Annotated in this window: 20 protein-coding genes; 11 read left to right on the forward strand and 9 right to left on the reverse strand. The window is 68.5% G+C overall.

Annotated elements, in window-relative coordinates; translation table 11 throughout:
* Window positions 1-2 precede the first annotated feature (2 nt).
* Complete coding sequence (locus tag AWC17_RS22165; protein WP_046184168.1) at window positions 3-893, forward strand: aldose 1-epimerase; 891 nt, start codon at window positions 3-5, stop codon at window positions 891-893.
* On the opposite strand, the gene AWC17_RS22170 is transcribed toward AWC17_RS22165, so the two are convergent.
* From AWC17_RS22170 to dnaK, 4 genes are read right to left on the reverse strand one after another with little or no spacing between them, the layout of a single operon-like run.
* On the reverse strand, window positions 890-1,279 hold the full coding sequence (locus AWC17_RS22170; RefSeq protein WP_046184167.1) for a heat shock protein transcriptional repressor HspR: 390 nt from the start codon (window positions 1,277-1,279) through the stop codon (window positions 890-892). The genes AWC17_RS22165 and AWC17_RS22170 overlap by 4 nt on opposite strands.
* A complete protein-coding gene (dnaJ, locus tag AWC17_RS22175; RefSeq protein WP_046184166.1) occupies window positions 1,279-2,457 on the reverse strand; it encodes a molecular chaperone DnaJ in 1,179 nt (392 codons plus the stop codon). The genes AWC17_RS22170 and dnaJ overlap by 1 nt, the downstream gene beginning before the upstream one ends.
* 53 nt (window positions 2,458-2,510) lie before the next feature.
* Entirely contained in the window at window positions 2,511-3,143 is a 633-nt protein-coding gene (gene grpE / locus AWC17_RS22180; protein WP_047322806.1) for a nucleotide exchange factor GrpE, read from the reverse strand.
* Window positions 3,140-4,999 (reverse strand): molecular chaperone DnaK, encoded by a 1,860-nt coding sequence (dnaK, locus tag AWC17_RS22185; protein ID WP_047322805.1) that lies wholly within the window; start codon window positions 4,997-4,999, stop codon window positions 3,140-3,142. Before dnaK ends, grpE begins: the two co-directional genes overlap by 4 nt.
* 265 nt (window positions 5,000-5,264) lie before the next feature.
* On the opposite strand from dnaK, the gene AWC17_RS22190 reads away from it, so the two are divergent.
* A complete protein-coding gene (locus tag AWC17_RS22190; RefSeq protein WP_046186683.1) occupies window positions 5,265-6,713 on the forward strand; it encodes an amino acid permease in 1,449 nt (482 codons plus the stop codon).
* On the opposite strand, the gene AWC17_RS22195 is transcribed toward AWC17_RS22190, so the two are convergent.
* Complete coding sequence (locus AWC17_RS22195) at window positions 6,710-7,270, reverse strand: nucleotidyltransferase family protein (protein WP_244193511.1); 561 nt, start codon at window positions 7,268-7,270, stop codon at window positions 6,710-6,712. The two genes, AWC17_RS22190 and AWC17_RS22195, sit on opposite strands and share 4 nt — an antisense overlap.
* 70 nt (window positions 7,271-7,340) lie before the next feature.
* On the opposite strand from AWC17_RS22195, the gene AWC17_RS22200 reads away from it, so the two are divergent.
* The 9 genes from AWC17_RS22200 (at window position 7,341) to AWC17_RS22240 (ending at window position 19,624) form a co-directional block, all read left to right on the forward strand.
* Window positions 7,341-9,689, forward strand: a complete 2,349-nt coding sequence (locus AWC17_RS22200) for a xanthine dehydrogenase family protein molybdopterin-binding subunit (RefSeq protein WP_085165087.1) — start codon at window positions 7,341-7,343, stop codon at window positions 9,687-9,689.
* The gene (locus tag AWC17_RS22205; RefSeq protein WP_085165088.1) at window positions 9,686-10,573 is read left to right on the forward strand and encodes an FAD binding domain-containing protein; all 888 of its coding nucleotides are present in this window, start codon (window positions 9,686-9,688) and stop codon (window positions 10,571-10,573) included. Before AWC17_RS22200 ends, AWC17_RS22205 begins: the two co-directional genes overlap by 4 nt.
* Window positions 10,566-11,051, forward strand: coding sequence for a (2Fe-2S)-binding protein (locus tag AWC17_RS22210; protein WP_085165089.1), 486 nt, complete (start codon window positions 10,566-10,568; stop codon window positions 11,049-11,051). The genes AWC17_RS22205 and AWC17_RS22210 overlap by 8 nt, the downstream gene beginning before the upstream one ends.
* 149 nt (window positions 11,052-11,200) lie before the next feature.
* Window positions 11,201-11,749, forward strand: a complete 549-nt coding sequence (locus tag AWC17_RS22215; protein ID WP_141224721.1) for a hypothetical protein — start codon at window positions 11,201-11,203, stop codon at window positions 11,747-11,749.
* Between the two features lie 45 nt (window positions 11,750-11,794).
* Complete coding sequence (locus AWC17_RS22220; protein WP_046186484.1) at window positions 11,795-12,307, forward strand: hypothetical protein; 513 nt, start codon at window positions 11,795-11,797, stop codon at window positions 12,305-12,307.
* Window positions 12,308-12,362: 55 nt separating this feature from the next.
* Window positions 12,363-14,066, forward strand: a complete 1,704-nt coding sequence (locus tag AWC17_RS22225; protein WP_085165091.1) for an Hsp70 family protein — start codon at window positions 12,363-12,365, stop codon at window positions 14,064-14,066.
* Between the two features lie 142 nt (window positions 14,067-14,208).
* Window positions 14,209-17,004 (forward strand): (Fe-S)-binding protein, encoded by a 2,796-nt coding sequence (locus AWC17_RS22230; RefSeq protein WP_208618386.1) that lies wholly within the window; start codon window positions 14,209-14,211, stop codon window positions 17,002-17,004.
* A 32-nt stretch (window positions 17,005-17,036) separates the two neighbouring features.
* Window positions 17,037-18,326 (forward strand): pyridoxal phosphate-dependent aminotransferase, encoded by a 1,290-nt coding sequence (locus tag AWC17_RS22235; RefSeq protein ID WP_046186160.1) that lies wholly within the window; start codon window positions 17,037-17,039, stop codon window positions 18,324-18,326.
* Between the two features lie 35 nt (window positions 18,327-18,361).
* Window positions 18,362-19,624 carry a YibE/F family protein gene (locus AWC17_RS22240; RefSeq protein ID WP_047322837.1) on the forward strand — a complete coding sequence of 421 codons (1,263 nt, stop codon included), beginning with the start codon at window positions 18,362-18,364 and terminating at the stop codon, window positions 19,622-19,624.
* On the opposite strand, the gene rfbA is transcribed toward AWC17_RS22240, so the two are convergent.
* The 4 genes from rfbA to AWC17_RS22260 all read right to left on the reverse strand — a co-directional run bounded on the left by rfbA (window position 19,566) and on the right by AWC17_RS22260 (window position 23,053).
* On the reverse strand, window positions 19,566-20,441 hold the full coding sequence (gene rfbA / locus AWC17_RS22245) for a glucose-1-phosphate thymidylyltransferase RfbA (protein WP_047322798.1): 876 nt from the start codon (window positions 20,439-20,441) through the stop codon (window positions 19,566-19,568). The genes AWC17_RS22240 and rfbA overlap by 59 nt on opposite strands.
* A 22-nt stretch (window positions 20,442-20,463) precedes the next feature.
* Entirely contained in the window at window positions 20,464-20,838 is a 375-nt protein-coding gene (locus AWC17_RS22250) for a nuclear transport factor 2 family protein (protein WP_046186162.1), read from the reverse strand.
* Window positions 20,839-20,874: 36 nt separating this feature from the next.
* A complete protein-coding gene (locus AWC17_RS22255; protein ID WP_046186163.1) occupies window positions 20,875-21,630 on the reverse strand; it encodes a maleylpyruvate isomerase family mycothiol-dependent enzyme in 756 nt (251 codons plus the stop codon).
* Between the two features lie 97 nt (window positions 21,631-21,727).
* Complete coding sequence (locus AWC17_RS22260) at window positions 21,728-23,053, reverse strand: UDP-glucose dehydrogenase family protein (RefSeq protein ID WP_047322797.1); 1,326 nt, start codon at window positions 23,051-23,053, stop codon at window positions 21,728-21,730.
* Window positions 23,054-23,265: the final 212 nt, after the last annotated feature.

Genomic DNA, 23,265 nt, shown 5'->3' on the forward strand with positions numbered 1-23,265 from the left:
GCATGCGTGTCGTCACCCTGCGCGACCCGGCATCGTCGGTGGCCGCGGAGTTCGTGCCCGAGGCGGGCATGATCGGCACCTCGCTGAGCGACGCCGGCGTGGAGCTGCTGGGGCAACGGCGCGGGCTGGACGCCTACGTGACGGCGGGCAAGACGATGGGGATCCCGATCCTGTATCCCTGGGCGAATCGGTTGGGCGAGAACACCTATACCGCCGAAGGCGTGACGGCGACGGTGACGCCGGGCGAAAACGGTGTCCGTGCCGACCCCAACGGGTTGCCGATCCACGGTGTCCTGGCGGGCTACCCGCGCTGGCGGGTGACCGCCGAGTCGGACGACGAGCTGACCGCCGAGTTGGATTTCGCCGCCGACCCACAGTTGCTGGCCAGCTTCCCCTATCCGCATGTGCTGGCGGTGGCGGTCCGGCTGGCCGAGCGGACGCTGACGGTGCGCACGACGGTGAGCGCGACCGGCGACACGGCGGTCCCGCTGTGTTTCGGCTTTCACCCCTACCTGCGCCTGCCGGGCGTGGCCCGCGGCGAGTGGGTCATTCAGACACCACCGCTGCGGCATCTGTTGCTCGACGGCCGCGGGCTGCCGACCGGTGCGTCCGGACCCGCGCCGGCGCGCGAGGAGGTGTTGGGCGACAAGGCTTTCGACGATGCCTACGACCAGGTGCCCGACGGCGCGGTGTTCGCGGTATCCGGCGGCGGGCGCCGGCTGGAGGTGCGCTTCGAGCGGGGGTATCCGGCGACGCAGATCTTTGCGCCCACGGCCGAGCAAATAGTGTGCTTCGAGCCGATGACCGCGCCGACCGACGCCCTGCGCCGCGGTGGCTACCGATGCGCGCGGCCGGGCGAGCCTGCGGTCGCGCAGTTCTCGATTCGCGTTTAGCGGCCGCGCGTTCTGCGCGGCTGCCACACCACCACGGCGGTGCTCTTGGGCACCACCGCCAGATCGCGACGCTGGCCGGCGCGCATTTGCGCCAGCTCCTCGGTGAGCTCCTGGACCCGCGCCTGCAACGCCTCGACGTGGTTGGTCAGCTCGATGATGCGTTTGATGCCGGCCAGGTTGACTCCCTCGTCCTGGGACAGCCGCTGCACCTCGCGCAGGAGATCGACGTCGTGCTCCGAATAACGCCGTCCCCCACCGGAAGTGCGGCGCGGGCTGACCAGGCCGAGGCGGTCGTAGGTACGCAGTGTCTGGGCATGCATGCCGGCCAGCTCGGCGGCCACCGAGATCAGGAACGTCCGGGATTCTTCCCGTGAACTCTTCGCCATCAGCGATTACCTGCCCATCCTGCCCGCGGGTCAAACCCACTGGCCCGCTCGGCGGCCGCGTACGCCTCCAGCGCCTCCTGCGCGGCGCCCTCGACATTCGGCGGTACGGCGACCTTCACGGTGACCAGCAGGTCCCCGTTACCGCCGCTGCGGTTGGGGACGCCCCGCCCGCGCACCCGCAGGATGCGGCCGTCGGAGGTCCCCTTGGGCACCCGGACACCGACCTTGCCATCCAGCGTGGGCACCGAAATCGTTGAACCCAAAGCTAATTCGGTGAAGCTGACGGGAACGGTCACGGTGAGGTCGTCGCCGTCGCGGCCAAACACCTTGTCCGGCCGCACATGTACCGTCACGTACAGGTCGCCCGACGGGGCCCCGCGCAACCCGGCTTCGCCCTGTCCGGGCAGCCGGATGCGCTGCCCGTCCTCGACGCCGGGCGGGATCCGCACGTTGATGGTGCGGGTGCGGGTGGTGACCCCGGTGCCCTTGCACTCCTCGCAGGGGTGCTCGATGATCGAGCCGCTGCCCCGGCAATCGGTGCAGGGCTCAGAGAAACCGAACGCGCCCTGGTTGCGGCTGATCACGCCGGAACCGTTGCAGGTGGGGCACACCTTCGGGCTGGTGCCCGGCCGCGCGCCACTGCCGTGGCAGTTGGTGCACGGCGCCGGGCTGGTCAGCCGCAACGGCATTGCCACACCCTTGGCGGCCTCGACGAAATCCAGCTGCGTCTCGGTCTCCAGGTCGTTGCCACGTCGCGGCCGGCTGGGACGCGCACTGGCGCCGCGCCCGAACAAGCCGCCGAACAGGTCACCGATGTTGGCGCCGCCGCTTCGGCCGGCGGCATCGAACAAGTCGTTGAGATTGAATTCTGCGCCGTCACCGCCGGCACCGAACCCGCCGAAACCACCAGTGTCGAACCGGCGACCGCCGAAACCGCCGCCCGCGAACAGGCGGCGGGTTTCGTCGTACTCCTTGCGCTTGGCCGGATCCGACAACACGTTGTGCGCTTCCGACACCGCCTTGAATCGCTCGCCGGCGGCGGGATTGTCGGGATTGGCGTCCGGATGCAGGTCGCGCGCTAGCTTCCGGTAGGCGCGTTTGATCTCTTCGGGACTGGCGTCAGAGGAGACGCCCAGCTCCTTATAGAAGTCCTTTTCGACCCATTCTCGCTGGGCCATGTCGCGTCACCCCCTCTCACCTTTCTGTTCTGTTGTTGTGCTGATTCTGTGGTCTATTCACCGGATGCGCCGGGGTTATCGTCCGATTCGACCGGCGCGGCCGCCGCGGCACCCTCGTCCGCCACCGTGTCGACGACGCCGACCAAAGCGTGCCGCAGGACCTGGTCGCCCAGTTTGTAACCCTGCCGCATGACCGTGCCGATCACCGGCTTGGAGCCGTCGCCGCCGTCGCCCTCGTGCTGCACGGCTTCGTGCAACACCGGGTCGAAGTCCTCGCCTTCCTCGCCGAACGCCGTCAGACCGAGTCCGGCCAGGGCGCCGTCCAGCTTGTCGGCTACCGACTTCAGCGGGCCGGACTCCAGGTCGCCGTGCTTGCGCGCCCGCTCGAGATCGTCGAGCACGCCCAGCAATTGGCTGACGACGGTGGCCTTGGCCCGGTCCGCCGCGGCCTGCTGGTCGCGCAGCGCACGCTTGCGGTAGTTGGCGAAGTCGGCCTGGACCCGCTGCAGATCGCCGAGCAACTCGGCCGCCTTGCCGGCCTCCTCCGGGCTTTCACCCGCAAACTCCCCCGGCGCCGTCTCGCCCGGCGCTGCGCCGGGCGAGACGTGCCGTACTTCACCGGTCACAGGATCGATCCGCCGCTTGTCGGTGACGGTCACCTGCTCCTGTGGATTGCCTTCGGTCACTTGGACTCCCGGTCGTCGTCGACCACCTCCGCGTCCACGACGTCATCGGCGGAGCCGGACGGGCCCCCGGGCTCGCCGCCGGCCTGCCCACCCGCGGCCTGGGTGGCCTCGTAGATGGCCTGGCCGAGCGCCTGGGACTCCTGGCCCAGCTTCTCCATCGCCGACTTGATCGCGGAGATGTCGGTGCCGCCCAGGGCTGTCTTGGCCTCGGCGATCGCGCCGTCGACCTTGGACAGCGTCTCCTCGGGAACCTTCGACCCACCCTCGGCTTCACGCTGCTCCTTGACGAACTTCTCCGTCTGGTAGACCAGCGATTCGGCCTGGTTGCGGATGTCGGCCTCCTCGCGGCGCTGGCGGTCCTCCTCGGCGTGCGCCTCGGCGTCCTTGATCATCCGGTCGATCTCCTCCTTGGACAGGCCGGAACCCTCCTGGATTTTGATCGTGTTCTCCTTGCCGGTGCCCTTGTCCTTGGCCGTGACGTGCACGATGCCGTTGGCGTCGATGTCGAAAGTGACCTCGATCTGCGGGACGCCGCGCGGAGCCGGCGGGATGCCGGTCAGCTCGAAGGAGCCGAGCAGCTTGTTGTGCGAAGCGATTTCGCGCTCACCCTGGTAGACCTGGATCTGCACCGACGGCTGGTTGTCGTCGGCCGTGGTGAAGGTCTCCGACCGCTTGGTGGGGATCGTGGTGTTGCGCTCGATGAGCTTGGTCATCACGCCACCCTTGGTCTCGATACCCAGGCTCAGCGGCGTAACATCAAGCAGCAGAACGTCTTTCACCTCGCCCTTGAGGACACCCGCCTGCAGCGCGGCACCAACGGCCACCACCTCGTCGGGGTTGACGCCCTTGTTGGGCTCCTTGCCACCGGTCATCTCCTTGACCAGCTCCGACACCGCGGGCATGCGGGTGGAACCACCCACCAGGACCACGTGGTCGATCTCGGAAACCGAGATGCCGGCGTCCTTGATCACGGATTGGAAGGGCTGACGCGTGCGGTCCAGCAGATCCTGTGTGATGCGCTGGAATTCGGCGCGGGTCAGCTGCTCGTCGAGGAACAGCGGGTTCTTGTCAGCGTCGACGGTGATGTAAGGCAGGTTGATCGAGGTGCTCTGCGAACTCGAGAGCTCGATCTTGGCCTTCTCGGCGGCCTCACGCAGCCGCTGCATCGCCATCTTGTCCTTGGTCAGGTCAATACCGCTGGTGCCCTTGAATTTGTCGACGAGCCACTCGACGACGCGGTCGTCCCAGTCGTCCCCACCGAGGTGGTTGTCACCACTGGTGGCGCGGACCTCGACCACGCCCTCGCCGATCTCGAGCAACGAGACGTCAAAGGTGCCGCCGCCCAGGTCGAAGACCAGGATGGTCTGTTCCTTCTCGCCCTTGTCCAGGCCGTAGGCCAGCGCCGCGGCGGTGGGCTCGTTGACGATGCGCAGCACGTTCAGGCCGGCGATCTGGCCGGATTCCTTGGTCGCCTGCCGCTGGGCGTCGTTGAAGTACGCCGGCACGGTGATGACGGCGTCGGTGATGTCCTCACCCAGGTACGCCTCCGCGTCGCGCTTCAGCTTCATCAGCACCCGGGCGCTGATCTCCTGGGCGGTGTATTTCTTGTCATCGATCTCGATGGACCAGTCCGTGCCCATGTGCCGCTTGACCGAACGGATAGTGCGGTCGACGTTGGTCACCGCCTGGTTCTTGGCGGGCTGGCCGACGAGCACCTCGCCGTTGCGCGCGAACGCGACGACGGACGGGGTCGTCCGTGAGCCCTCGGAGTTGGCGACGACCACGGGGTCACCGCCCTCGAGAACTGCGACGACGGAGTTGGTGGTCCCGAGGTCGATACCGACCGCACGAGCCATAGTGATTCCTCCTGATTGAGTAGAGCTTCTTTGGTGCCACTATGCTGAGTGAACCCCGCTCAAGCCTGCTCTGAGCGACACCATGGTGTCAACCCAGTATTGAGTGTGGTTCGCTCAACTTGTCGATCATGCTAACGGAGGGCGTCGCCGTCTTGTTCCCCGGGGGGCGGCGGATGCGGGTGCGCGGCGGCGGCAACTTGCCGAGCGCGTCGGCGCATCGGTGGGTTAGCCTGAGCCTTTCCCGGAGCCAACACGGCAGGACTCGATGCCACCGCAAGACAGCGCCGCCGCGCGGCTCGCACGCGAAGACGCGGGCTATCACAAGGGCCTCAACAACCGCCAGATACAGATGATCGGTCTCGGCGGCGCCATCGGAACCGGTCTATTCCTCGGCGCCGGGGGAAGGCTCGCGTCGGCGGGACCGGGGTTGTTTCTGGTGTATGGGATCTGCGGCGTCTTTGTCTTCTTGATCCTGCGTGCCCTCGGCGAGCTCGTGTTGTACCGCCCGTCTTCGGGATCGTTCGTGTCCTATGCCCGCGAATTCTTCGGCGAGAAGGCCGCCTTCGCTGCGGGTTGGCTGTATTTCCTCAACTGGGCGATGACCGGGATCGTGGATACCACCGCGATCGCGCACTACTGCCACTACTGGACGGCGTTCCACGCGGTCCCGCAGTGGACACTGGCGTTGATCGCGTTGGTCATCGTGCTGGCGATGAACCTGATCTCGGTCAAGCTCTTCGGCGAGCTGGAATTCTGGGCCTCGTTGATCAAGGTGCTCGCGCTGGTGACGTTCCTGGTCGTCGGTGCGGTCTTTCTGGTCGGGCGCTTCAAGGTCGACGGCCATGACCCCGGTGTGGCGCTATGGGACAGCCATGGCGGACTCCTGCCGGCCGGCTTGCTGCCCCTGGTGCTCGTTACCTCGGGGGTGGTCTTCGCCTACGCCGCGGTCGAACTGGTCGGCATCGCAGCCGGGGAGACGGCGAACCCGCACAAGATCATGCCGCGCGCGATCAACTCGGTGGTGTTTCGCATCGCGATTTTCTATATCGGGTCGACGGTCCTGCTGGCGCTGCTGCTGCCACACACCGCCTATCGGGACCACGTGAGCCCGTTCGTGACCTTCTTCTCCAAGGTCGGTTTCGGCGGGGCGGGCAGCGTGATGAACCTGGTGGTTCTCACCGCCGCGCTCTCGAGCCTGAATGCCGGGCTGTACTCCACGGGCCGCATCCTGCGGTCCATGGCGATCAACGGCAGCGGCCCCAAGTTCACCGCACCCATGACGAAGAACGGCGTGCCGTACGGCGGGATCCTGCTCACCGCCGTTGTCGGCCTGTTGGGGATCGTGCTCAACGCCGTCAAACCGAGCCAGGCGTTCGAAATCGTCCTGCACATCGCCGCCGTGGGTGTTGTGGTGGCCTGGGGGACGATCGTGGCAAGCCAGCTGCGGTTCTACCGGCTCTCCCGCGCCGGGACGTTGCAACGGCCGCATTTCCGGATGCCGCTGGCGCCCTACAGCGGCTACCTCACGCTGGTTTTCCTGGCCGGCGTCCTGGTCCTGATGTTGTTGGACAAGGTCCAAGGCCCTTGGCTGCTTGGCGCGATGGCCGTCGGCATCCCCGCGCTGATCGGCGGTTGGTACCTGGTCCGTCACCGGGTGAAGGCCGCCGCCCAGGACACCGCGCTGCCGGCGGCTGATCCACCCGTGGCGGCTTAAGGCTCGTCGATGTCCTGACCGCCGGCCAGGTCCGCGCAGTCGACGATCTCGACGTCGTTCCGGGTCCGCAGGTACGCCCCCGCGCCCTGGTCTCCGGACAGCCCCGCCAGCACCTCGGGCCAGTGCCGGCGCGCGATCACCACCGGATGTCCCGGCCGGTCGCCGAAAGCGGCACGCGCCAGGCCGCCGGGGGACGCGATCGCGCGGCTCAGGACCCGCGCCACCACCGCGGGACCGACATCGGGAGTGTCGATGACGTGCAGCACCGCGTAATCCGCGGGCATGCGGTCGGCCCGCTCCAGGCCGGTGCGCACCGAGGCGCTCAACCCGTCCCGCCACCGCTCCGCACTGACAGCGGTGACCCCGGGCGGGGCCGCCACCTGGGCGGCACCCAGCACGACGATGACGTCGTCGCAGCCCCCGGCGCGCAGGGCGCCGACCGCGATGTCCAGCCAGCCTTCGACCAGCACTTTCGGCTTGCCATAGCGCCGTCCGGCGCCCGCGGCCAGCAGGATCCCGACGCTGTGTGGTGGAGGTGTCGACTCCGGTAACCCCACTCTCCTATGATGACATTGCACTTCTCCCAAAGCGATAATTTCGCTGCGCGCTGGCATCGGATGGAGCGTCATGACCCAGGATGTCCAAGGGGCCCCGGCCGTCCCCGGCACCCCGGCACCCCGGTACGCGGGTACCCGCGTGCAACGGGTGGAGGACGGCCGGCTGCTGACCGGCCGCGGCAGCTTCGTCGACGACATCTCGCGGCCGGGCATGCTGCACGCCTGCTTCGTGCGCAGCCCGTTCGCGCGGGCGCGCATCAACGGCATCGACGCCTCGGCCGCGCTGGCGCTGCCCGGCGTGCGCGCGGTGTTCACCGCCGCCGACCTCAACCCGGACGTGAAGGAGGCGTGGCACGCCGTCGCCGGCAAGGACATGCCGGACACCCCGCGACCGCCGCTGGCCGAGGGCGAGGCCAAGTTCGTCGGTGACCCCGTCGCGCTCATCGTCGCCGAGAGCCGCTACATCGCCGAGGACGCGCTGGAACTGGTCGACGTGGACTACGAGCCGCTGCCCGCGATCACCGACTTCACCCGGGCGCAGACCTCCGATGTGCTGGTGCACGACGCCTATCCGAACAACGTAGCGGGCGGGATGGGTGGAGCCCCGCCGGACGAAGAGCTGTTCGCCAGCGCACCGTGCGTCGTGCGCGAGAACATCTATCAGCAGATCTACGCGCCGGTGCCGATCGAGACCCGCGGCCTGGTCGTCGAATGGACGGCCGCCACCGGCGAACTCACGATGTGGGCGTCCACCCAGACCCCGCACGAACTTCGGGCGTTCTGCGCCCGGCTGTTAGGCATTGCGGCGCAACGTGTTCGGGTCATCATGCGCGACACCGGCGGCGGCTTCGGCCAGAAGGTCGTCCCGATGCGCGAAGACATGTGCATCATGCTGGCCGCCCGCAAGGTGCCGGCGGCGCTGAAGTGGATCGAGGACCGGCGCGAGAACCTGATGTCGGCCGGGCAGGCCCGCCACGTCGACGGCACCGCGCGCATGGCTTTCGACGACGAGGGCAACATCGCGGCGGCCGACATCGACTTCGTCCAGGACATCGGCGCCTACCCGACGCCGTACCCGGTGCTGACCACGGCCGCCATCGGCATGTTCTTCCCGGGGCCCTACCGGGTGCCCAAGGCCAGCTTCAACTACAAGACGGTCTTCTCCAACACCAGCGGCCTGGCCGCCTATCGCGGTCCGTGGCAGTACGAGACGCTGGCCCGCGAGATCCTGCTCGACGTCGCCGCGCGCAAGATGAACATCGACCCGGTCGAGTTGCGCCGCCGTAACCTTTTGCGCCGCGACGAGATGCCGTATGTCAACCCCAACGGCATGCCGTACGACCACGTCGCCCCGATGGACACGTTCGAGCAGGCGGTGAAAATCCTTGACCACGAAGGGTTTCGCAAGGAGCAGGCCGAAGCGCTGGCGCAGGGCCGCTATTTGGGCCTCGGGTTCTCGGCCTACATCGAGCCGACCGGCGCGGCGACCGGCCACCTGGCCACCGAAGGCGCCACCATCCGCATGGAGCCGACCGGCAAGATCAACGTGTACGTCAACGGCGGCTCGAGCGGAAACAGCATCGAGACCACGGTCGTCCAGTTGACCGCCGACGCGCTGGGCGCCGACATCGACGACGTGGCCACCATCCAGGGCGACACCGCGGTCACCCCGTACGGGGCCGGGACGCAGGGCAGCCGCAGCGCACCGATGACCGCCGGAGCCGTCAACGAGGCGGGGACCATCCTGCGCGAGAAGATCGTGGCGCTGGCCGCGCACCACCTCAAGGTCGCCGAATCCGACGTGGAACTGGCATTTTCGGTGGCCAGCGTGCGCGGCGCCCCGGACAAGTCGGTGTCGTTCGGCGAGCTGGCCTACATCGCGTACTACTCGCCGCAGCAGCTGCCGCCGGGAATGTCGGCCAATCTGGAGGCGGCCGCCCGGTTCAACTCGCCCAATCCCATCCACTGGTCCAACGCGACCCACGCCTGCACCTGCGAAGTGGACGTGGCGACCGGCAAGGTGACGCTGCTGCGCTACATCGTCAGCGAGGACGTCGGGCCCATGATCAACCCGTCGGTGGTGGAGGGCCAGATCGCCGGCGGAACGGTGCAGGGCATCGGCGGTGCCCTGATGGAGGACATGGTCTACGACGACGACGGCAACCCGCTGGCAACGACTTTCGTCGACTACCTGCTGCCCACGGCCACCGAGGTGCCACCGATCGAATTCGGGCACGTCGAGATACCCGGGCCGGGGCCCGGCGGCTACAAGGGCGCCGGCGAGGGCGGAGCCATCGGCTCGGTGCCGGCGGTGATCAACGCCATCAACGATGCGCTCGCACCGCTGGGCGTGACGGTCACCCGGCTGCCGGCCAGCCCGGCGTCGATCGCCGCTTTGTTGGAAGAGGGGGAACGGTGAAACCGGCCGCTTTCGAATACCACCGGCCCGACACCATCGACGACGCCGTGGGCCTGCTCGCCGAGCTGGGCGACGATGCGAAGATACTGGCGGGCGGCCAGAGCCTGGTGCCGATGCTGGCGATGCGGTTGGCCTACTTCGACCATCTCATCGACATCTCTCGGTTGCCCGAGCTGCAGGGCATCGAGCGCAGGGGCGACGAGCTGTGGATCGGCGCGGGCACCACCGAGGCCGCCGTCGGCGCCAATGAGGAAGTGCGCCAATCCGTTCCGCTGTTGACCCGGGTGACGCCGTTCGTCGGGCATTTCCAGATCCGCAACCGGGGCACCCTCGGCGGGTCGATCGCCCACGCTGATGCCGCAGGCGAATACCCGGCGGTCGCCCTGACCCTGGATGCGGTGATGGAGGTCCAGTCACCACGCGGGCGGCGCGAGATCGCGGCCGCCGACTTCTTCGCCGGGGTATGGGAAACCACCATGGAATCCGACGAGGTGCTCACCGGGGTGCGGTTCCCCGTGTGGAACGGCAGGTGCGGGTTCGCCGTCGAGGAATTCTCGCGCCGGCACGGCGATTTCGCGATCGCGGGTGCACTGGTCGCCGTCCAGCTCGACAACGACGACAGGGTATCGCGTTGCGCGATCGGGCTGCTGGGCATGGGGTCCACGGTCCGGCGGGCGACGGCGGCCGAGGTCGCGGCCATCGGCAGGCCGGTCGGTGAGCTGGCGCCGGAGGAGATCGGCCGGGCCGCGATGACCGGGCTCGACGACATTCCCAACGACCTGCAAGGGTCGGCGTCCTACCGGTTGAAGGTCGGCGCCACCATGGCCACGCGTGCGTGGACACAGGCGATAACCGAAGCAGCCACGGGGGCAAGCAATGCGTGAACACCCAATCGAACTGTCCGTCAACGGAACTGAAATCACCGCCGGGGTCGAACCGCGGATGACGCTGGCGGACTTCCTGCGCGACAAGTGCGGGCTGACCGGCACCCACCTGGGCTGCGAGCACGGGGCGTGCGGCGCGTGCACGGTGCTGCTAGACGGCGAGGCCGTGCGCTCGTGCCTGATGTTCGCGGTGCAGGCCGACGGGACCGAGGTGACGACGGTCGAAGGCGTCGCGGAACCGGACGGCACCCTGTCACCCGTGCAGTCGGCGCTGCGGGAGTGCCACGGGCTGCAATGCGGTTTCTGCACGCCGGGTTTCGTCATGTCGCTGACCGCACTGCTGCGCGACAATCCCGACCCCAGCGACCACGAGATCCGGGAGGGCCTGTCGGGCAACTTCTGCCGGTGCACGGGCTACCAGGGCATCGTCGCCGCCGCCCGCCGGGCCGCCGAGACCCAGTCGGTCACGCAGCGGTAAAGGTTCACCATCGGCGTGGCATCGACAGGTGCGCGGTTGCACGGGATTTCGTGACTTCGCGCGTAACCTGATTTTCCAATATCGCTGATTATCGGGAGTGGCACGTGCGGTTTTCGCAAAGGGCACGGTGGAGTCTTGCCGGCGGATCCCTGCTGATTGCGCCCGTGCTGGTCAGTCCGGCGCTGATCGATGGGTGTACGTCCACCATCGCCGGCCGGCCGGTCGCCGCGCCGGGGGCGGGGCCGGTCGAACCCACGTTCCCCACGCCCAGACCCCCCACGTCGTCGCCGGCGCCCACCGCCAGCCCGGCCCCCGGCCTCCCGACGACGCCGGCCAACCCGACCGCGCCGGCCGGCGCCATCCCGCTCCCGCCCGACCAGAACGGTTACGTGTTCATCGAAACCAAGTCGGGCACCACGCGCTGCCAGATCAACAAGGACACCGTCGGCTGCGAGGCGCCGTTCACCAACTCCCCCATGCAGGACGGCGAGCACGCCAACGGCGTCAGCGTGGACTCTGCCGGCAAGGTCCAGTGGGTGCTGGGCAACCTGGGGGCGATCCCGACCGTCCAGATCGACTACAAGACCTACAACGCCGCGGGCTGGACGATCAACGCCACCACCGACGGCACCCGCTTCACCAACGATCACACCGGGCACGGCATGTTCGTGAGCATCGACAAGGTCAACACGTTCTGAGCCGGCCTCAGGGGGCTGGCAGGTGGTGTCAGTACCATCGGTGCCGTGGCACGCAAAGGCCCACCCGACGACTTCCACCATCAAGCGACCCAGCATGCCGACTACGGTATCGCTGAGCAGCCGACTTCCGGCGATCCCGCGGCGAACCCGCCCGACGGGTTCGAGCAGCCCGAAGCTTTCGACGCCCTGGAGGCCGAACCCACTCCGTGGTACCGCAGGCCGCCCCTGCTCATCGCCTGGCTGGTGTTCGTCGCGATCCTGATCGCGCTAATCGTCTACGGAATCACCGAGCTGCTGCACGGGGAACAAGGCACCAGCCCCACCCCAAGCACCAGCCGCACGAGCACGACCACCACCACCACGACGACCACGCCGACCACCAGCACGACGCCGACCACCAGCAGTGCGGGCGAGGCGCCGGCACAGCAGCCGACGCAGCAGCCGACAGGCCAGCCGAGCCAGCAGCCGACGCATCGGCATCACCTGCCACAGGTGCCGTCAGTGATCACGATTCCGGGCGTGCCTACGGTGATCACGGTCCCGCCCGGCCTGCGCTGACCCCGTCGGCCGTTATGGTGAGGACCACCGGGGGAGCAGAAGTGGGGTGCGGGGCATGAGCGAGTCGCTCGGGCTGTCGATTGGGGCGGCCAACCTGGTGGCGGCCCGCGCGGGCAGCGCCCCGGTGGTCCGCAGCGCCGTGTTGACCCTCTTCGAACACCGGCCGACCGAAGTTGGTCTGCCGGAGGAAAACCCGAACCTCACCGAAAACGGGATGGTGCTGCGCGGATTCGTCGAGCGCGTCGGCGACCGGTCCCCCTTGGTGGCGCCCGACGGGACGAAGTACCTCGGCGAGGTGCTGACGGTCGAGGCGATCGAGGCCATGGCCCGCAGCGTCGGCTACGGCAGACCGATCACCATCGCCGTTCCCGCGTACTGGTCCGAAGCCCAGTTCGCCGCCCTGCGTGACGAATTCTTCGCCCAGCCGGATCTCGCCCGCGGCGGCGTGGCCCCGGTGCTGGTGTCCGACGCCACCGCCGCGATCGCGGCGCTTCGCGGCAGGCCGGGATTCCCGACCGCCGGCGTCGTCGCCCTGTGCGATTTCGGCGCCAGCGGCACCAGCGTCACCCTGATGGACGCCGGGGCCAACTTCGCCCGCATCGGCCCCTCGGTGCGCTACGCCGATTTTTCCGGCGACGCAATCGATCAGCTCGTTCTCGGCGGCCTGCGGGCCTCCGATGACACCATGGCCGACCTGGGCAGCACCGTGCGGATCGGCTCGCAGTCCCGCCTGCTCGGCGAATGCCGGCGCGCCAAGGAGCAACTGTCGACCGCCGCGACCGCCACCGTCGCTGGCGTGCAGCTGTCCCGCGCCGAGCTGGAGCAACTGATCTCCGAACCGCTCGACCGGTTCCTGGGCACCATCGATGAAGCGTTGCGCCGCAACGGGATTCCGAAGGCCAGGCTGGCCGCCGTGGCGAGTGCCGGCGGCGGTGCCAGCATCCCGCTGCTCGCCACGCGGCTGTCGGAGCGCTTTCAGGTGCCGGTCCACACCGCGCCGCAGCCCGCGGTCAGCGCCGCCGTCGGCGCGGCGGTGCTCGGCGAGCAGCAGGGGTCGGCCGGCGTCCCGACCGCCGCGGGCGCCGTAGTGGAAACCCCGACCGAAACGGTCGGCACCGCCGGAATCGACATGACCCAAGCCGCGTGGGCCGCCCAGGCCACCGACGTCGACGGCGCCCTGGCCTGGTCCCAAGACGCCGACGGCGCGAACGAGCCGGTGCCCTACACCGGGCGCGACGCCACTGGCGAATACACCAGTGCAACAAGGGATTTCGATGGCGCCACCGGGGAGCGCTACGCCGCCGAGGAGGGCCGGCTGCCGTGGTACAAACGCACGGCGCTGGTCTTGACCGTCGCCGGCGCGGCGGCGGCGGTGCTGGTGGCCGTCCTGTTGGCGATCAACCTGGGGCTCACGAAGTCCAACCCGGCCGTCACCACCCCGCCGAAAGCACCGCCTCCCCCGCAAACGTCGCAAACCGTGACCATCACCGGACCGGACAACAGCACCACCGTGACGGTCGTCCCACCACCACCGCCGCCGCCATCGTCCTCGTCCGAGCAGGCGCCCACCACCACGACAACCGCGCCGCCGACCACGACCACCACCACCACGCCCCCGCCGACGACCACCACAACGACCCCCCCACCGACCACCACGACCGCCCCGCCGACCACGACGTCGCAGGTGACCACCACGGCGGCACCCCCCACCACGACCCGCTTCCGGCCGCTCCTGCCGCCTTTCCTGCCCCAGCCCTGACACGGCCGGTCACGGTGGCGCCCGTCACGGCAAGTTAGGGCAGCCTTTCTCGCGTCGAAAGCTGCGGAGATGTAACTATGAGCGGGGCTAAGCAGGCAAACAAAACGCAGGCTGAATCAACAATGCATTGGGGAGATCTTCTGTGACAACGCAGATGCTCATCAGACTGGTCGTGGGCATGGGTATGACGCTGGTCGTGGCCGCATTGGCTGCCCGGCGGGTCCTGTGGCTGTTCAAGCTGATCACGTCCGGGAAGCCCGCCCCGGGGCACACCGACGAGCCCGGCAAGCGAATCTGGGCAGAGGTCTCCGAGGTCTTCGGGCAGCGCCGCCTGCTCAAGTGGTCGATCCCCGGCCTGGCGCACTTCTTCACCATGTGGGGATTCTTCATCCTGCTCACCGTCTACATCGAGGCCTACGGGCTGCTGTTCCAGGACAACTTCCACATCCCGATCATCGGGCGCTGGGACGCGCTGGGCTTCCTGCAGGACTTCTTCGCCACCGCGGTATTCCTCGGCATCGCCACCTTCGCCGTCATCCGGTTGACGCGCAGCCCGCGTGAGATCGGCCGCTCGTCGCGGTTCTACGGCTCGCACACCGGTGGCGCGTGGCTGATCCTGTTCATGATCTTCAACGTCATCTGGACCTACGTGCTGGTCCGCGGGTCCGCGGTCAACAACGGCACGTTGCCCTACGGCAAGCCGGCGTTCCTGTCGCACCTGTTCGGCGCGATCCTGCGACCGCTGGGCCAGCCCGCCAACGAGATCATCGAGACCACGGCGCTGCTGGCGCACATCGGCGTCATGCTGGCGTTCCTGGTCATCGTGCTGCACTCCAAGCACCTGCACATCTTCTCGGCGCCGATCAACGTCATTTTCAAGCGACTGCCCGACGGGCTCGGCCCGCTGCTGCCGGTCCAATACGACGGCAAGCCGGTCGACTTCGAGAACCCGCCGGACGAGGCCACCTTCGGCCGAGGCAAGATTGAGGACTTCAGCTGGAAGGCGATGCTCGACTTCGCCACCTGCACCGAGTGCGGGCGCTGCCAGTCGCAGTGCCCGGCCTGGAACACGGGCAAGCCGCTCTCGCCCAAGCTCGTCATCATGGACCTGCGGGACCACTGGATGGCCAAGGCGCCCTACATCCTGGGTGAGAAAAGCGCGGAGCCGCTCGCAGGCCTCGACCTCGAAACGGTCCACGAAGAGGGCCACCATGTGCCGGAGTCCGGATTCGGACGGGTGCCCGGGCACGGGCCGGAACAGGCCGCCCGCCCGCTGGTCGGCACCGAGGAACAGGGCGGCGTCATCGACCCCGACGTGCTGTGGTCCTGCGTGAGCTGCGGCGCCTGCGTCGAACAGTGCCCGGTGGACATCGAGCACGTCGACCACATCATCGACATGCGCCGCTACCAGGTGATGATGGAGTCGGAGTTCCCCTCCGAACTGTCGGTGTTGTTCAAGAATCTGGAGACCAAGGCCAACCCGTGGGGCCAGAACGCCTCCGACCGGACCAACTGGATCGACGAGGTGGACTTCGACGTCCCCGTCTACGGCGAAGACGTCGACAGCTTCGACGGCTACGAGTACCTGTTCTGGGTGGGCTGCGCCGGCGCCTACGACGACAAGGCCAAGAAGACCACCAAGGCCGTCGCCGAGCTGCTGGCCATCGCCGGTGTGAAGTACCTGGTGCTGGGGACCGGCGAAACCTGCAACGGCGACTCCGCGCGCCGCTCGGGCAACGAGTTCCTCTTCCAGCAGCTGGCCGCCCAAGCCGTCGAGACCCTGGACGGCGTGTTCGAGGGCGTGGAAACCGTCGACCGCAAGATCGTCGTCACCTGTCCGCACTGCTTCAACACCCTGGGCCGCGAATACCGGCAGCTGGGCGCGAACTACTCGGTGTTGCACCACACCCAACTGCTCAACCGGCTGATCCGCGACAACAAGCTGGTACCGGTGACGCCTGTCTCTCAAGACATCACCTACCACGACCCCTGCTACCTGGGCCGGCACAACAAGGTCTACGAGGCGCCGCGCGAGCTGATCGGGGCCGCGGGGGCGACGCTCACCGAGATGCCGCGCCACGCCGAGCGCAGCTTCTGCTGCGGCGCGGGCGGCGCGCGGATGTGGATGGAAGAGCACATCGGCAAGCGGATCAACCACGAACGCGTCGACGAGGCGCTGGCCACCGGGGCCGCGACCATCGCGACCGCATGCCCGTTCTGCCGGGTGATGGTCACCGACGGTGTCAACGACCGAGCCGAAGAGGCCGGCCGGACCGGCGTCGAGGTGCTCGACGTCGCGCAGGTGCTGCTCGGGTCGCTCGACCGCGACACGGTGAAGCTGCCGGAGAAGGGCACGGCCGCGAAGGAAGCCGAAAAGCGCGCCGCTCAGGCGCCCAAGGCCACGGCGACCGTTGAGGCACCCGCCAAGGAGACCGAGGAGGCGCCCGCCGAGGCGGCCCCGAAGCCCGAAGCCGCGGCCGCCGCGCCCGCGCCCGCGAAGGGGCTGGGCATCGCCGGCGGCGCCAAGAAGCCCGGGAAGAAGACGGCCGAACCCGCCGCAGAAGCCGCGGCCGCCGCGCCCGTGAAGGGGCTGGGCATCGCCGGCGGCGCCAAGCGTCCCGGCGCCAAGAAGGCCGCTCCTGCCGAGGCCGAGGCCAAAACGGAGGCGCCCGCGGAGTCTCCGGCGGCCCCCGCCGCCCCGGTTAAGGGGCTGGGCATCGCCGCCGGCGCCAAGCGTCCGGGAGCCAAGAAGGCCGAGGCGCCCAAGGCTGAGGCCCCCAAGGCCGAGGCTCAGCCCGCCGAACAGGCGGAAGCCGAGCCCGAGCCGACGCCGAAAGCCGAGCCGGCAAAGCAAACCGACGGCGAGAACGCACCGGCGGGCCCGCCGGTAAAGGGGCTGGGTATCGCGCGGGGAGCCCGCCCGCCGGGCAAGCGCTGACCTGGGATTTTGCCGCTTGACAGCAAATTCCAGTGGACAGTAGTGGCACCATTGGTGACGTGACCACTCACCAGCTGCCCCTGCACGCTTCCGCTCACCACCGGCAGCGTGTCTTCGCGCAGTCGTCCAAGCTTCAGGGCGTTCTGTACGAGATACGCGGCCCGGTGCACCAGCACGCCGCGCGGCTGGAGGCCGAAGGGCACCGCATCCTCAAGCTCAACATCGGCAACCCGGCGCCGTTCGGCTTCGAGGCGCCCGACGTGATCATGCGCGACATGATCCAGGCGCTGCCGTACGCACAGGGCTACTCGGACTCGCAGGGCATCCTGTCCGCGCGCCGGGCGGTGGTCACCCGCTACGAGTTGGTCGATGACTTCCCCCGGTTCGACGTCGACGACGTCTACCTGGGGAATGGATGCTCCGAGCTGATCACGATGACGCTGCAGGCCCTGCTCGACAACGGCGACGAGGTGTTGATCCCGTCGCCGGACTACCCGCTGTGGACGGCGTCGACGTCCCTGGCCGGCGGCACCCCCGTGCACTACCTGTGCGACGAGACGCAGGCGTGGCAACCCGACATCGCCGACCTGGAGTCCAAGATCACCGAGCGCACCAAGGCGCTGGTCATCATCAACCCCAACAACCCGACCGGCGCGGTCTACAGCCGCGGAGTCCTCACCCAGATGGTGGAACTCGCCCGTAAGCACGAACTGCTGCTGCTCGCCGACGAGATTTACGACAAGATCCTCTACGACGACGCCAAGCACATCAACGTGGCCTCGCTCGCTCACGACATGTTGTGCCTCACGTTCAACGGCCTGTCCAAGGCCTACCGGGTCGCCGGCTACCGCGCGGGCTGGCTGGCGATCACCGGCCCCCAGGACCACGCCGAGAGCTTCATCGAAGGCATCAACCTGCTGGCGAACATGCGGCTCTGCCCCAACGTCCCCGCCCAGCATGGGATCCAGGTGGCCCTCGGTGGCCACCAGAGCATCGAAGACCTGGTGCTGCCCGGCGGCCGGCTGCTCGAGCAGCGCGATGTCGCGTGGGAGAAACTCAACGAGATTCCCGGGGTGACCTGCGTGAAGCCCGAGGGCGCGCTGTACGCCTTCCCCCGGCTGGACCCCGAGGTCTACGACATCACCGACGACGAACAGCTCGTCCTCGACCTGCTGCTGCAGGAGAAGATCCTGGTCACCCAGGGCACCGGATTCAATTGGCCGGCACCGGATCACCTGCGCATCGTGACGCTGCCATGGGCACGTGACCTGGCCGCGGCGATCGAGCGGCTGGGTAACTTCCTGGTCAGCTATCGCCAGTAAGGATCTTCGCAGCCGGCGCCTCTACGGTGGACCGGGTGACGCACTCCCACTCGCACAACCTGTCCGGCCCGGCCCCGGTTGATTCGCTGCCCGCCAAGGTCGTCGTCGGCCTGCTGGTGGCGATCGGCGTGGCGGTGCTGGGCGGTGCCGTCCTGCTGTGGCCCAGCCGGCAGCACGTCGACATCCCCATGCCGTTCCAGAACGCGGCCGGTGGCGCCGTGAGCACGCAGGCCGGGCACGTGCTGTCCAGCGGCACGGGTAACTGCGGCAGCCCGTCGGCCAGTCAGGTGCTCACCACCGCGCCGCAGCCCGCGCCGCCCGGCGCGGGGCGATGCGTGCTGACCCAGGTGGCGATCGATTCCGGGCCCAACGCCGGGGCCAACACGTTGTTGGAGTCCTCCCCCGGCCCCGGCCAGCCGAAATTCGCGGTGGGAGACCACATTCGGCTCGTCCGGCAGGTCGACGATCAAGGCGCCACCAGCTACGCGTTCTACGACTTCGAGCGTGGCTGGTCGTTGGTCGCCCTGGCCATCGCGTTCGCGGTGGTGATCGTCGTCGTGGCGCGGTGGCGGGGGCTGCTCGCGCTGGTCGGCATCGTGGTCGCGTTCTTGGTGCTGGTGGTGTTTTTGCTGCCGGCCTTGCGCGACGGCGCGCCCGCGGTTCCGGTGGCCCTGGTGGCCTCGGCGGCGATCCTCTACGCGGTCATCTACCTGGCCCACGGCGTGAGTTTGCGGACCAGCGCCGCGTTGCTGGGCACCCTGACGTCACTGCTGTTGGCCGCGGGATTGTCTTGGGCGGCAATACAACTGGCCCATTTGACCGGCTTGTCCGACGACCAGAGCGCGACCGTCAGCGCATACCTGGGCAACGTGTCGATCGGCGGCCTGCTGCTCGCCGGCTTCATCATCGGGTCGCTGGGTGTGCTCAACGATGTGACGGTGACCCAGGCCTCGACCGTGTTCGAGCTCGCCCACCTCGGGGGCTCGCGACGCGCGATCTTTTTGGGCGCCATTCGAGTTGGGCGTGATCACATCGCCAGCACGGTGTACACGCTGGTGCTGGCGTACGCCGGCAGTTCGCTGCCGCTGCTGTTGCTGTTCAGCGTCGCCAACCGCTCCTTGACCGACGTGCTGACCAGCGAGAGTGTGGCCATCGAGATCGCCCGGTCCGCGGTGGGCGGCATCGCGTTGGCACTGTCGGTGCCGCTGACGACGGCGATCGCCGCGGCGCTGGCAAAGCCTAGTGAAATCGGCTCCGCTCCAACAGATCCAGCAGATAGCCGCCATACCCGGACTTGAGCAGGGTCTGGGCACGCTCGGCCAGCTGCTCGTCGGTGATCCAGCCCTGCTGCCACGCCACTTCCTCGGGAACACTGACCTTCAGGCCTTGCCGTCGTTCCAGCGTGCGCACGAAGTCGCTGGCGTCCAACAGAGAGTCGAACGTGCCGGTGTCCAGCCAGGCCGTTCCGCGGGCCATCACCTCGACCGAAAGCTTGCCCCTACTGAGATAGATCTGGTTGACCTCGGTGATCTCGTACTCACCGCGCGCCGATTTCTTCAGGCCCTTGGCGATCTCGATCACGTCGTTGTCGTAGAAGTACAGACCCGGCACCGCGTAGTTGGACTTCGGTGTCTGAGGTTTCTCCTCCAAAGACAGCGCCATGCCGTCGTCACTGAACTCGACGACGCCGTACGCCGACGGGTTGGCCACCCAGTAGGCGAAAACCGCTCCGCCGCTGATGGTTTGGAAGCGGCTCAGGCTGGTACCCAGCCCCGGCCCGTAGAAGATGTTGTCCCCCAACACCAAAGCCACCGAGTCGTTCCCGATGTGGCGGGCGCCCAGGACGAAGGCCTGGGCCAGACCTTCGGGCTGTTCCTGTGTCACGTAGCTGATGTCGATCCCGAATTGCGAGCCGTCGCCCAGGAGCCGCTGAAAGCCCGCTAAGTCGTGTGGGGTGGTGATCACCAGAATGTCTCGGATCCCGGCCATCATCAGGGTGGACAGCGGGTAGTAGACCATCGGTTTGTCGTACACCGGCAGTAACTGCTTGCTGATGCCCACAGTGATCGGATGCAGTCGCGTGCCCGAGCCGCCGGCCAAGATGATCCCGCGCATGAATGGCTCCCCTATTCCACGCTTAGTTGACGAGGTCGGATTCGGTGAGTTCGGTGGCCGCCAGCGCCGACGCCAGGTCCTCGTGCCCGAACACGGACGTGACGTGGTCGCGGACCACCCGGAAAGCCGACGCGGCGGTTGTCACGGCCCCGGGATTGTCCGGGGCGCTCACCTTCTGTTCGACGACCACGACCCCGTCGTGCACGTACATCCGGCCGAGTTCGGCCGTCCCGTGGCGGGAAGCGGCCCACCGGCGCAGCGCCTCGTGGCCCTGCGCGGCCCCGTGCGCGTCGCCGATCTCGATGTCGTCGCTGGACAACGCGATCAGGGTGTCCAGGTCGGCAGCGTTGAGGGCGTCGTGCCATGCCAGGACGGTGGCGATCTCCGAAGTGGTCATGCTGTGCAAGTTACCGTGTGCGCCCCGCCGCCGTGGCTAGAGCGGGGTACGGTCCAGCCAGCCCTGCCACACCGCCTCGTCGCCGAACAGCTGGATGCCCGTGTCGGCCAGCGGCACCCGGCGCAGGATGGCCAGCAGCAGCTCGGTTGCCCCGCCCCGCAGCGCCGCGGTGCCCTTGCCGTGCTCGTGTGACCAGGTGATCCGGCCCGCCTCGACGCCGATCGTCCACTCACCGGCTTCGCCTAGCCCGGGGTCGGTGGCGTGCAGGTGCAGGGTGTTGCCTTCCTCGAGCGGGAGGGGCGCCCCCTCGCTGCCGGACTGGATCGCGACCCGCTCGAGCCATTCGGTGATCCCGTCGGCGGCCACGTCGGCGTCCAGCGTGAATTCGGCTCCCAGCGCGATGGCCGCGTCGGCCCGATGCACGGCCACCTCATGCAGGCGGCGGCGCACCCACCAGTTCGCCGGGCGGGGACCGAGAAAGGTCCACACCGGTGTTTCCACACCCGTCAGCTCGACGGCGTCGACCAGCCGCTGCGCGCCGCCGTGCAACCAGGAGATCGCGTCGGCCGGATCGGGCGGCGGCTTACCGCCCTCGACGGACCGGGGGTCGAGGAACTCCTCGAGTCGGTCGCGCACGATCTGGGCCGCCCAGCGGTCGCCGCGGCCGACGTGGCGCAGGAGCTGGCTCAGGCTCCACCCCGGGCAGGTCGGCACCGGCTTGGACTGGTCGACATCGCGGAAAAGCTCCGAAAATGCGCGGTTCTCTTCGAGGAATGCGCCGGCATAGTCCACCCGGGTCAGGCTACGCCTCCCCTTATCGCCGAACGTCACGCTGGTGTGGCGCTCGCCGGTCAGTGTCACGCTGGCGTGACGCTCGCGGCATTGGGGTTCAGGGTCGCGGCGCGCCCAGCCGGAACACCCGCCAGCCGGCCTGCGTCCAGCGGGCGGCGTCGAGGCAGTTGCGGCCGTCGACGATGACCCGGGCCCGCACGCGGTCGGCCAAGTCCCCGGGGTCGAGGTCGATGAACTGGCGCCACTCGGTGAGGACGAGCACCGCGTCCGCACGCTCGCAGGCCTCCTCGACAGAGACCGCGTAGTTCAACGTCGGGAACAGCCGCTGCGCGTTGTCCAGCGCCTTCGGGTCGTACACGTTGACCGCGGCGCCGTTGAGCTGCAACTGCCCCGCGACGTTGAGGGCGGGCGAGTCGCGCACGTCGTCGGATTCGGGCTTGAACGCCGCGCCGAGCACGGCGATGTTGGCGCCCAGCAGCGAGCCGCCGCAGGCGGCGCTGGCGAGCTCCACCATCCGGGTGCGCCGGCGCATGTTGATGCTGTCGACCTCGCGCAGGAATGTGAGCGCCTGGTCGGCTCCCAGCTCGCCGGCGCGGGCCATGAAGGCGCGGATGTCCTTGGGCAGGCAGCCGCCGCCGAAACCCAGACCGGCGTTGAGGAATTGGCGCCCGATCCGGGGGTCGTAGCCCAGCGCGTCGGCCAGCACGCTGACGTCGGCGCCCGCGGCCTCGCAGACCTCGGAAATGGCGTTGATGAACGAAATCTTGGTCGCCAGAAAGGCGTTGGCGGAAACTTTGACCAGCTCCGCGGTCTGCAGGTCCATCACCAGGAACGGCACTTCCTCGGCGAGCAGGGGGCCGTAGAGCTCACGGACCGCCGCCTCGGCGCGGGTCGAATCCTGTTGCACGCCAAGGACGATGCGGTCCGGATGCAGGGTGTCGTGCACCGCGTAGCCCTCGCGCAGGAACTCGGGGTTCCAGGCGATCTCGACGTCGACACCGCGTGGTGCCAGGGCGGCCGCCCGTTGGTTCAGTTCGGCCGCGGTTCCCACCGGAACGGTCGATTTGCCCACCAGCACCGACGATCTCGTCAGCCGCGGCACCAGCGCGTCGATGACGGCGTACACGTGGCGCAGGTCGGCGCCGTACTCGCCCTTCTTCTGCGGCGTGCCCACCCCGAGGAAATGCACGTCGGCGAACTCGGCCGCCATGTCGTAGTCGGTGGTGAACCGCAGTCGCCCCGCCGCCAGGTTCTTGGTCAGCAGCTTGCGCAGGCCGGGCTCGTAAAAGGGAATGTCACCGCCGGCAAGCTTGGCGACTTTCCCCGGGTCGATATCGACCCCGACGACCTCGTGTCCCAGTTCCGCCATTCCGACGGCGTGGGTGGCACCCAGGTAGCCGGTGCCGAAGACGGTGCATCGCATGTAACCGGTATACGTCGCCGCGATGAGCTAACTGCATCGCCCCGTCAAGCGGGAGGCAAACGGCAGATGACAGCTGGCCCTGAACCCGCTAGTGGCGGCCGAAGCCGCCGTGACCACCGCCGAAGCCATCGTGGCCACCGCCGAAGCCCGGAATTCCGGGGAACCCGCCGCCGCCGCCGCGCGGGCCTTCGTCACCGCCGCCGTGCGGCCCG

This window comes from Mycobacterium nebraskense (genome assembly GCF_002102255.1).
Taxonomy (GTDB): Bacteria; Actinomycetota; Actinomycetes; order Mycobacteriales; family Mycobacteriaceae; genus Mycobacterium; species Mycobacterium nebraskense.

Bases quoted from the DNA above. Each gene is read 5' to 3' on its own strand.
- AWC17_RS22165 (WP_046184168.1), top strand. From the start codon at position 3: ATGCGTGTCGTCACCCTGCGCGACCCGGCATCGTCGGTGGCCGCGGAG.
- AWC17_RS22170 (WP_046184167.1), bottom strand. From the start codon at position 1,279: ATGGCGAAGAGTTCACGGGAAGAATCCCGGACGTTCCTGATCTCGGTG.
- dnaJ (WP_046184166.1), bottom strand. From the start codon at position 2,457: ATGGCCCAGCGAGAATGGGTCGAAAAGGACTTCTATAAGGAGCTGGGC.
- dnaK (WP_047322805.1), bottom strand. From the start codon at position 4,999: ATGGCTCGTGCGGTCGGTATCGACCTCGGGACCACCAACTCCGTCGTC.
- AWC17_RS22190 (WP_046186683.1), top strand. From the start codon at position 5,265: ATGCCACCGCAAGACAGCGCCGCCGCGCGGCTCGCACGCGAAGACGCG.
- AWC17_RS22200 (WP_085165087.1), top strand. From the start codon at position 7,341: ATGACCCAGGATGTCCAAGGGGCCCCGGCCGTCCCCGGCACCCCGGCA.
- AWC17_RS22210 (WP_085165089.1), top strand. From the start codon at position 10,566: ATGCGTGAACACCCAATCGAACTGTCCGTCAACGGAACTGAAATCACC.
- AWC17_RS22225 (WP_085165091.1), top strand. From the start codon at position 12,363: ATGAGCGAGTCGCTCGGGCTGTCGATTGGGGCGGCCAACCTGGTGGCG.
- rfbA (WP_047322798.1), bottom strand. From the start codon at position 20,441: ATGCGCGGGATCATCTTGGCCGGCGGCTCGGGCACGCGACTGCATCCG.
- AWC17_RS22250 (WP_046186162.1), bottom strand. From the start codon at position 20,838: ATGACCACTTCGGAGATCGCCACCGTCCTGGCATGGCACGACGCCCTC.
- AWC17_RS22260 (WP_047322797.1), bottom strand. From the start codon at position 23,053: ATGCGATGCACCGTCTTCGGCACCGGCTACCTGGGTGCCACCCACGCC.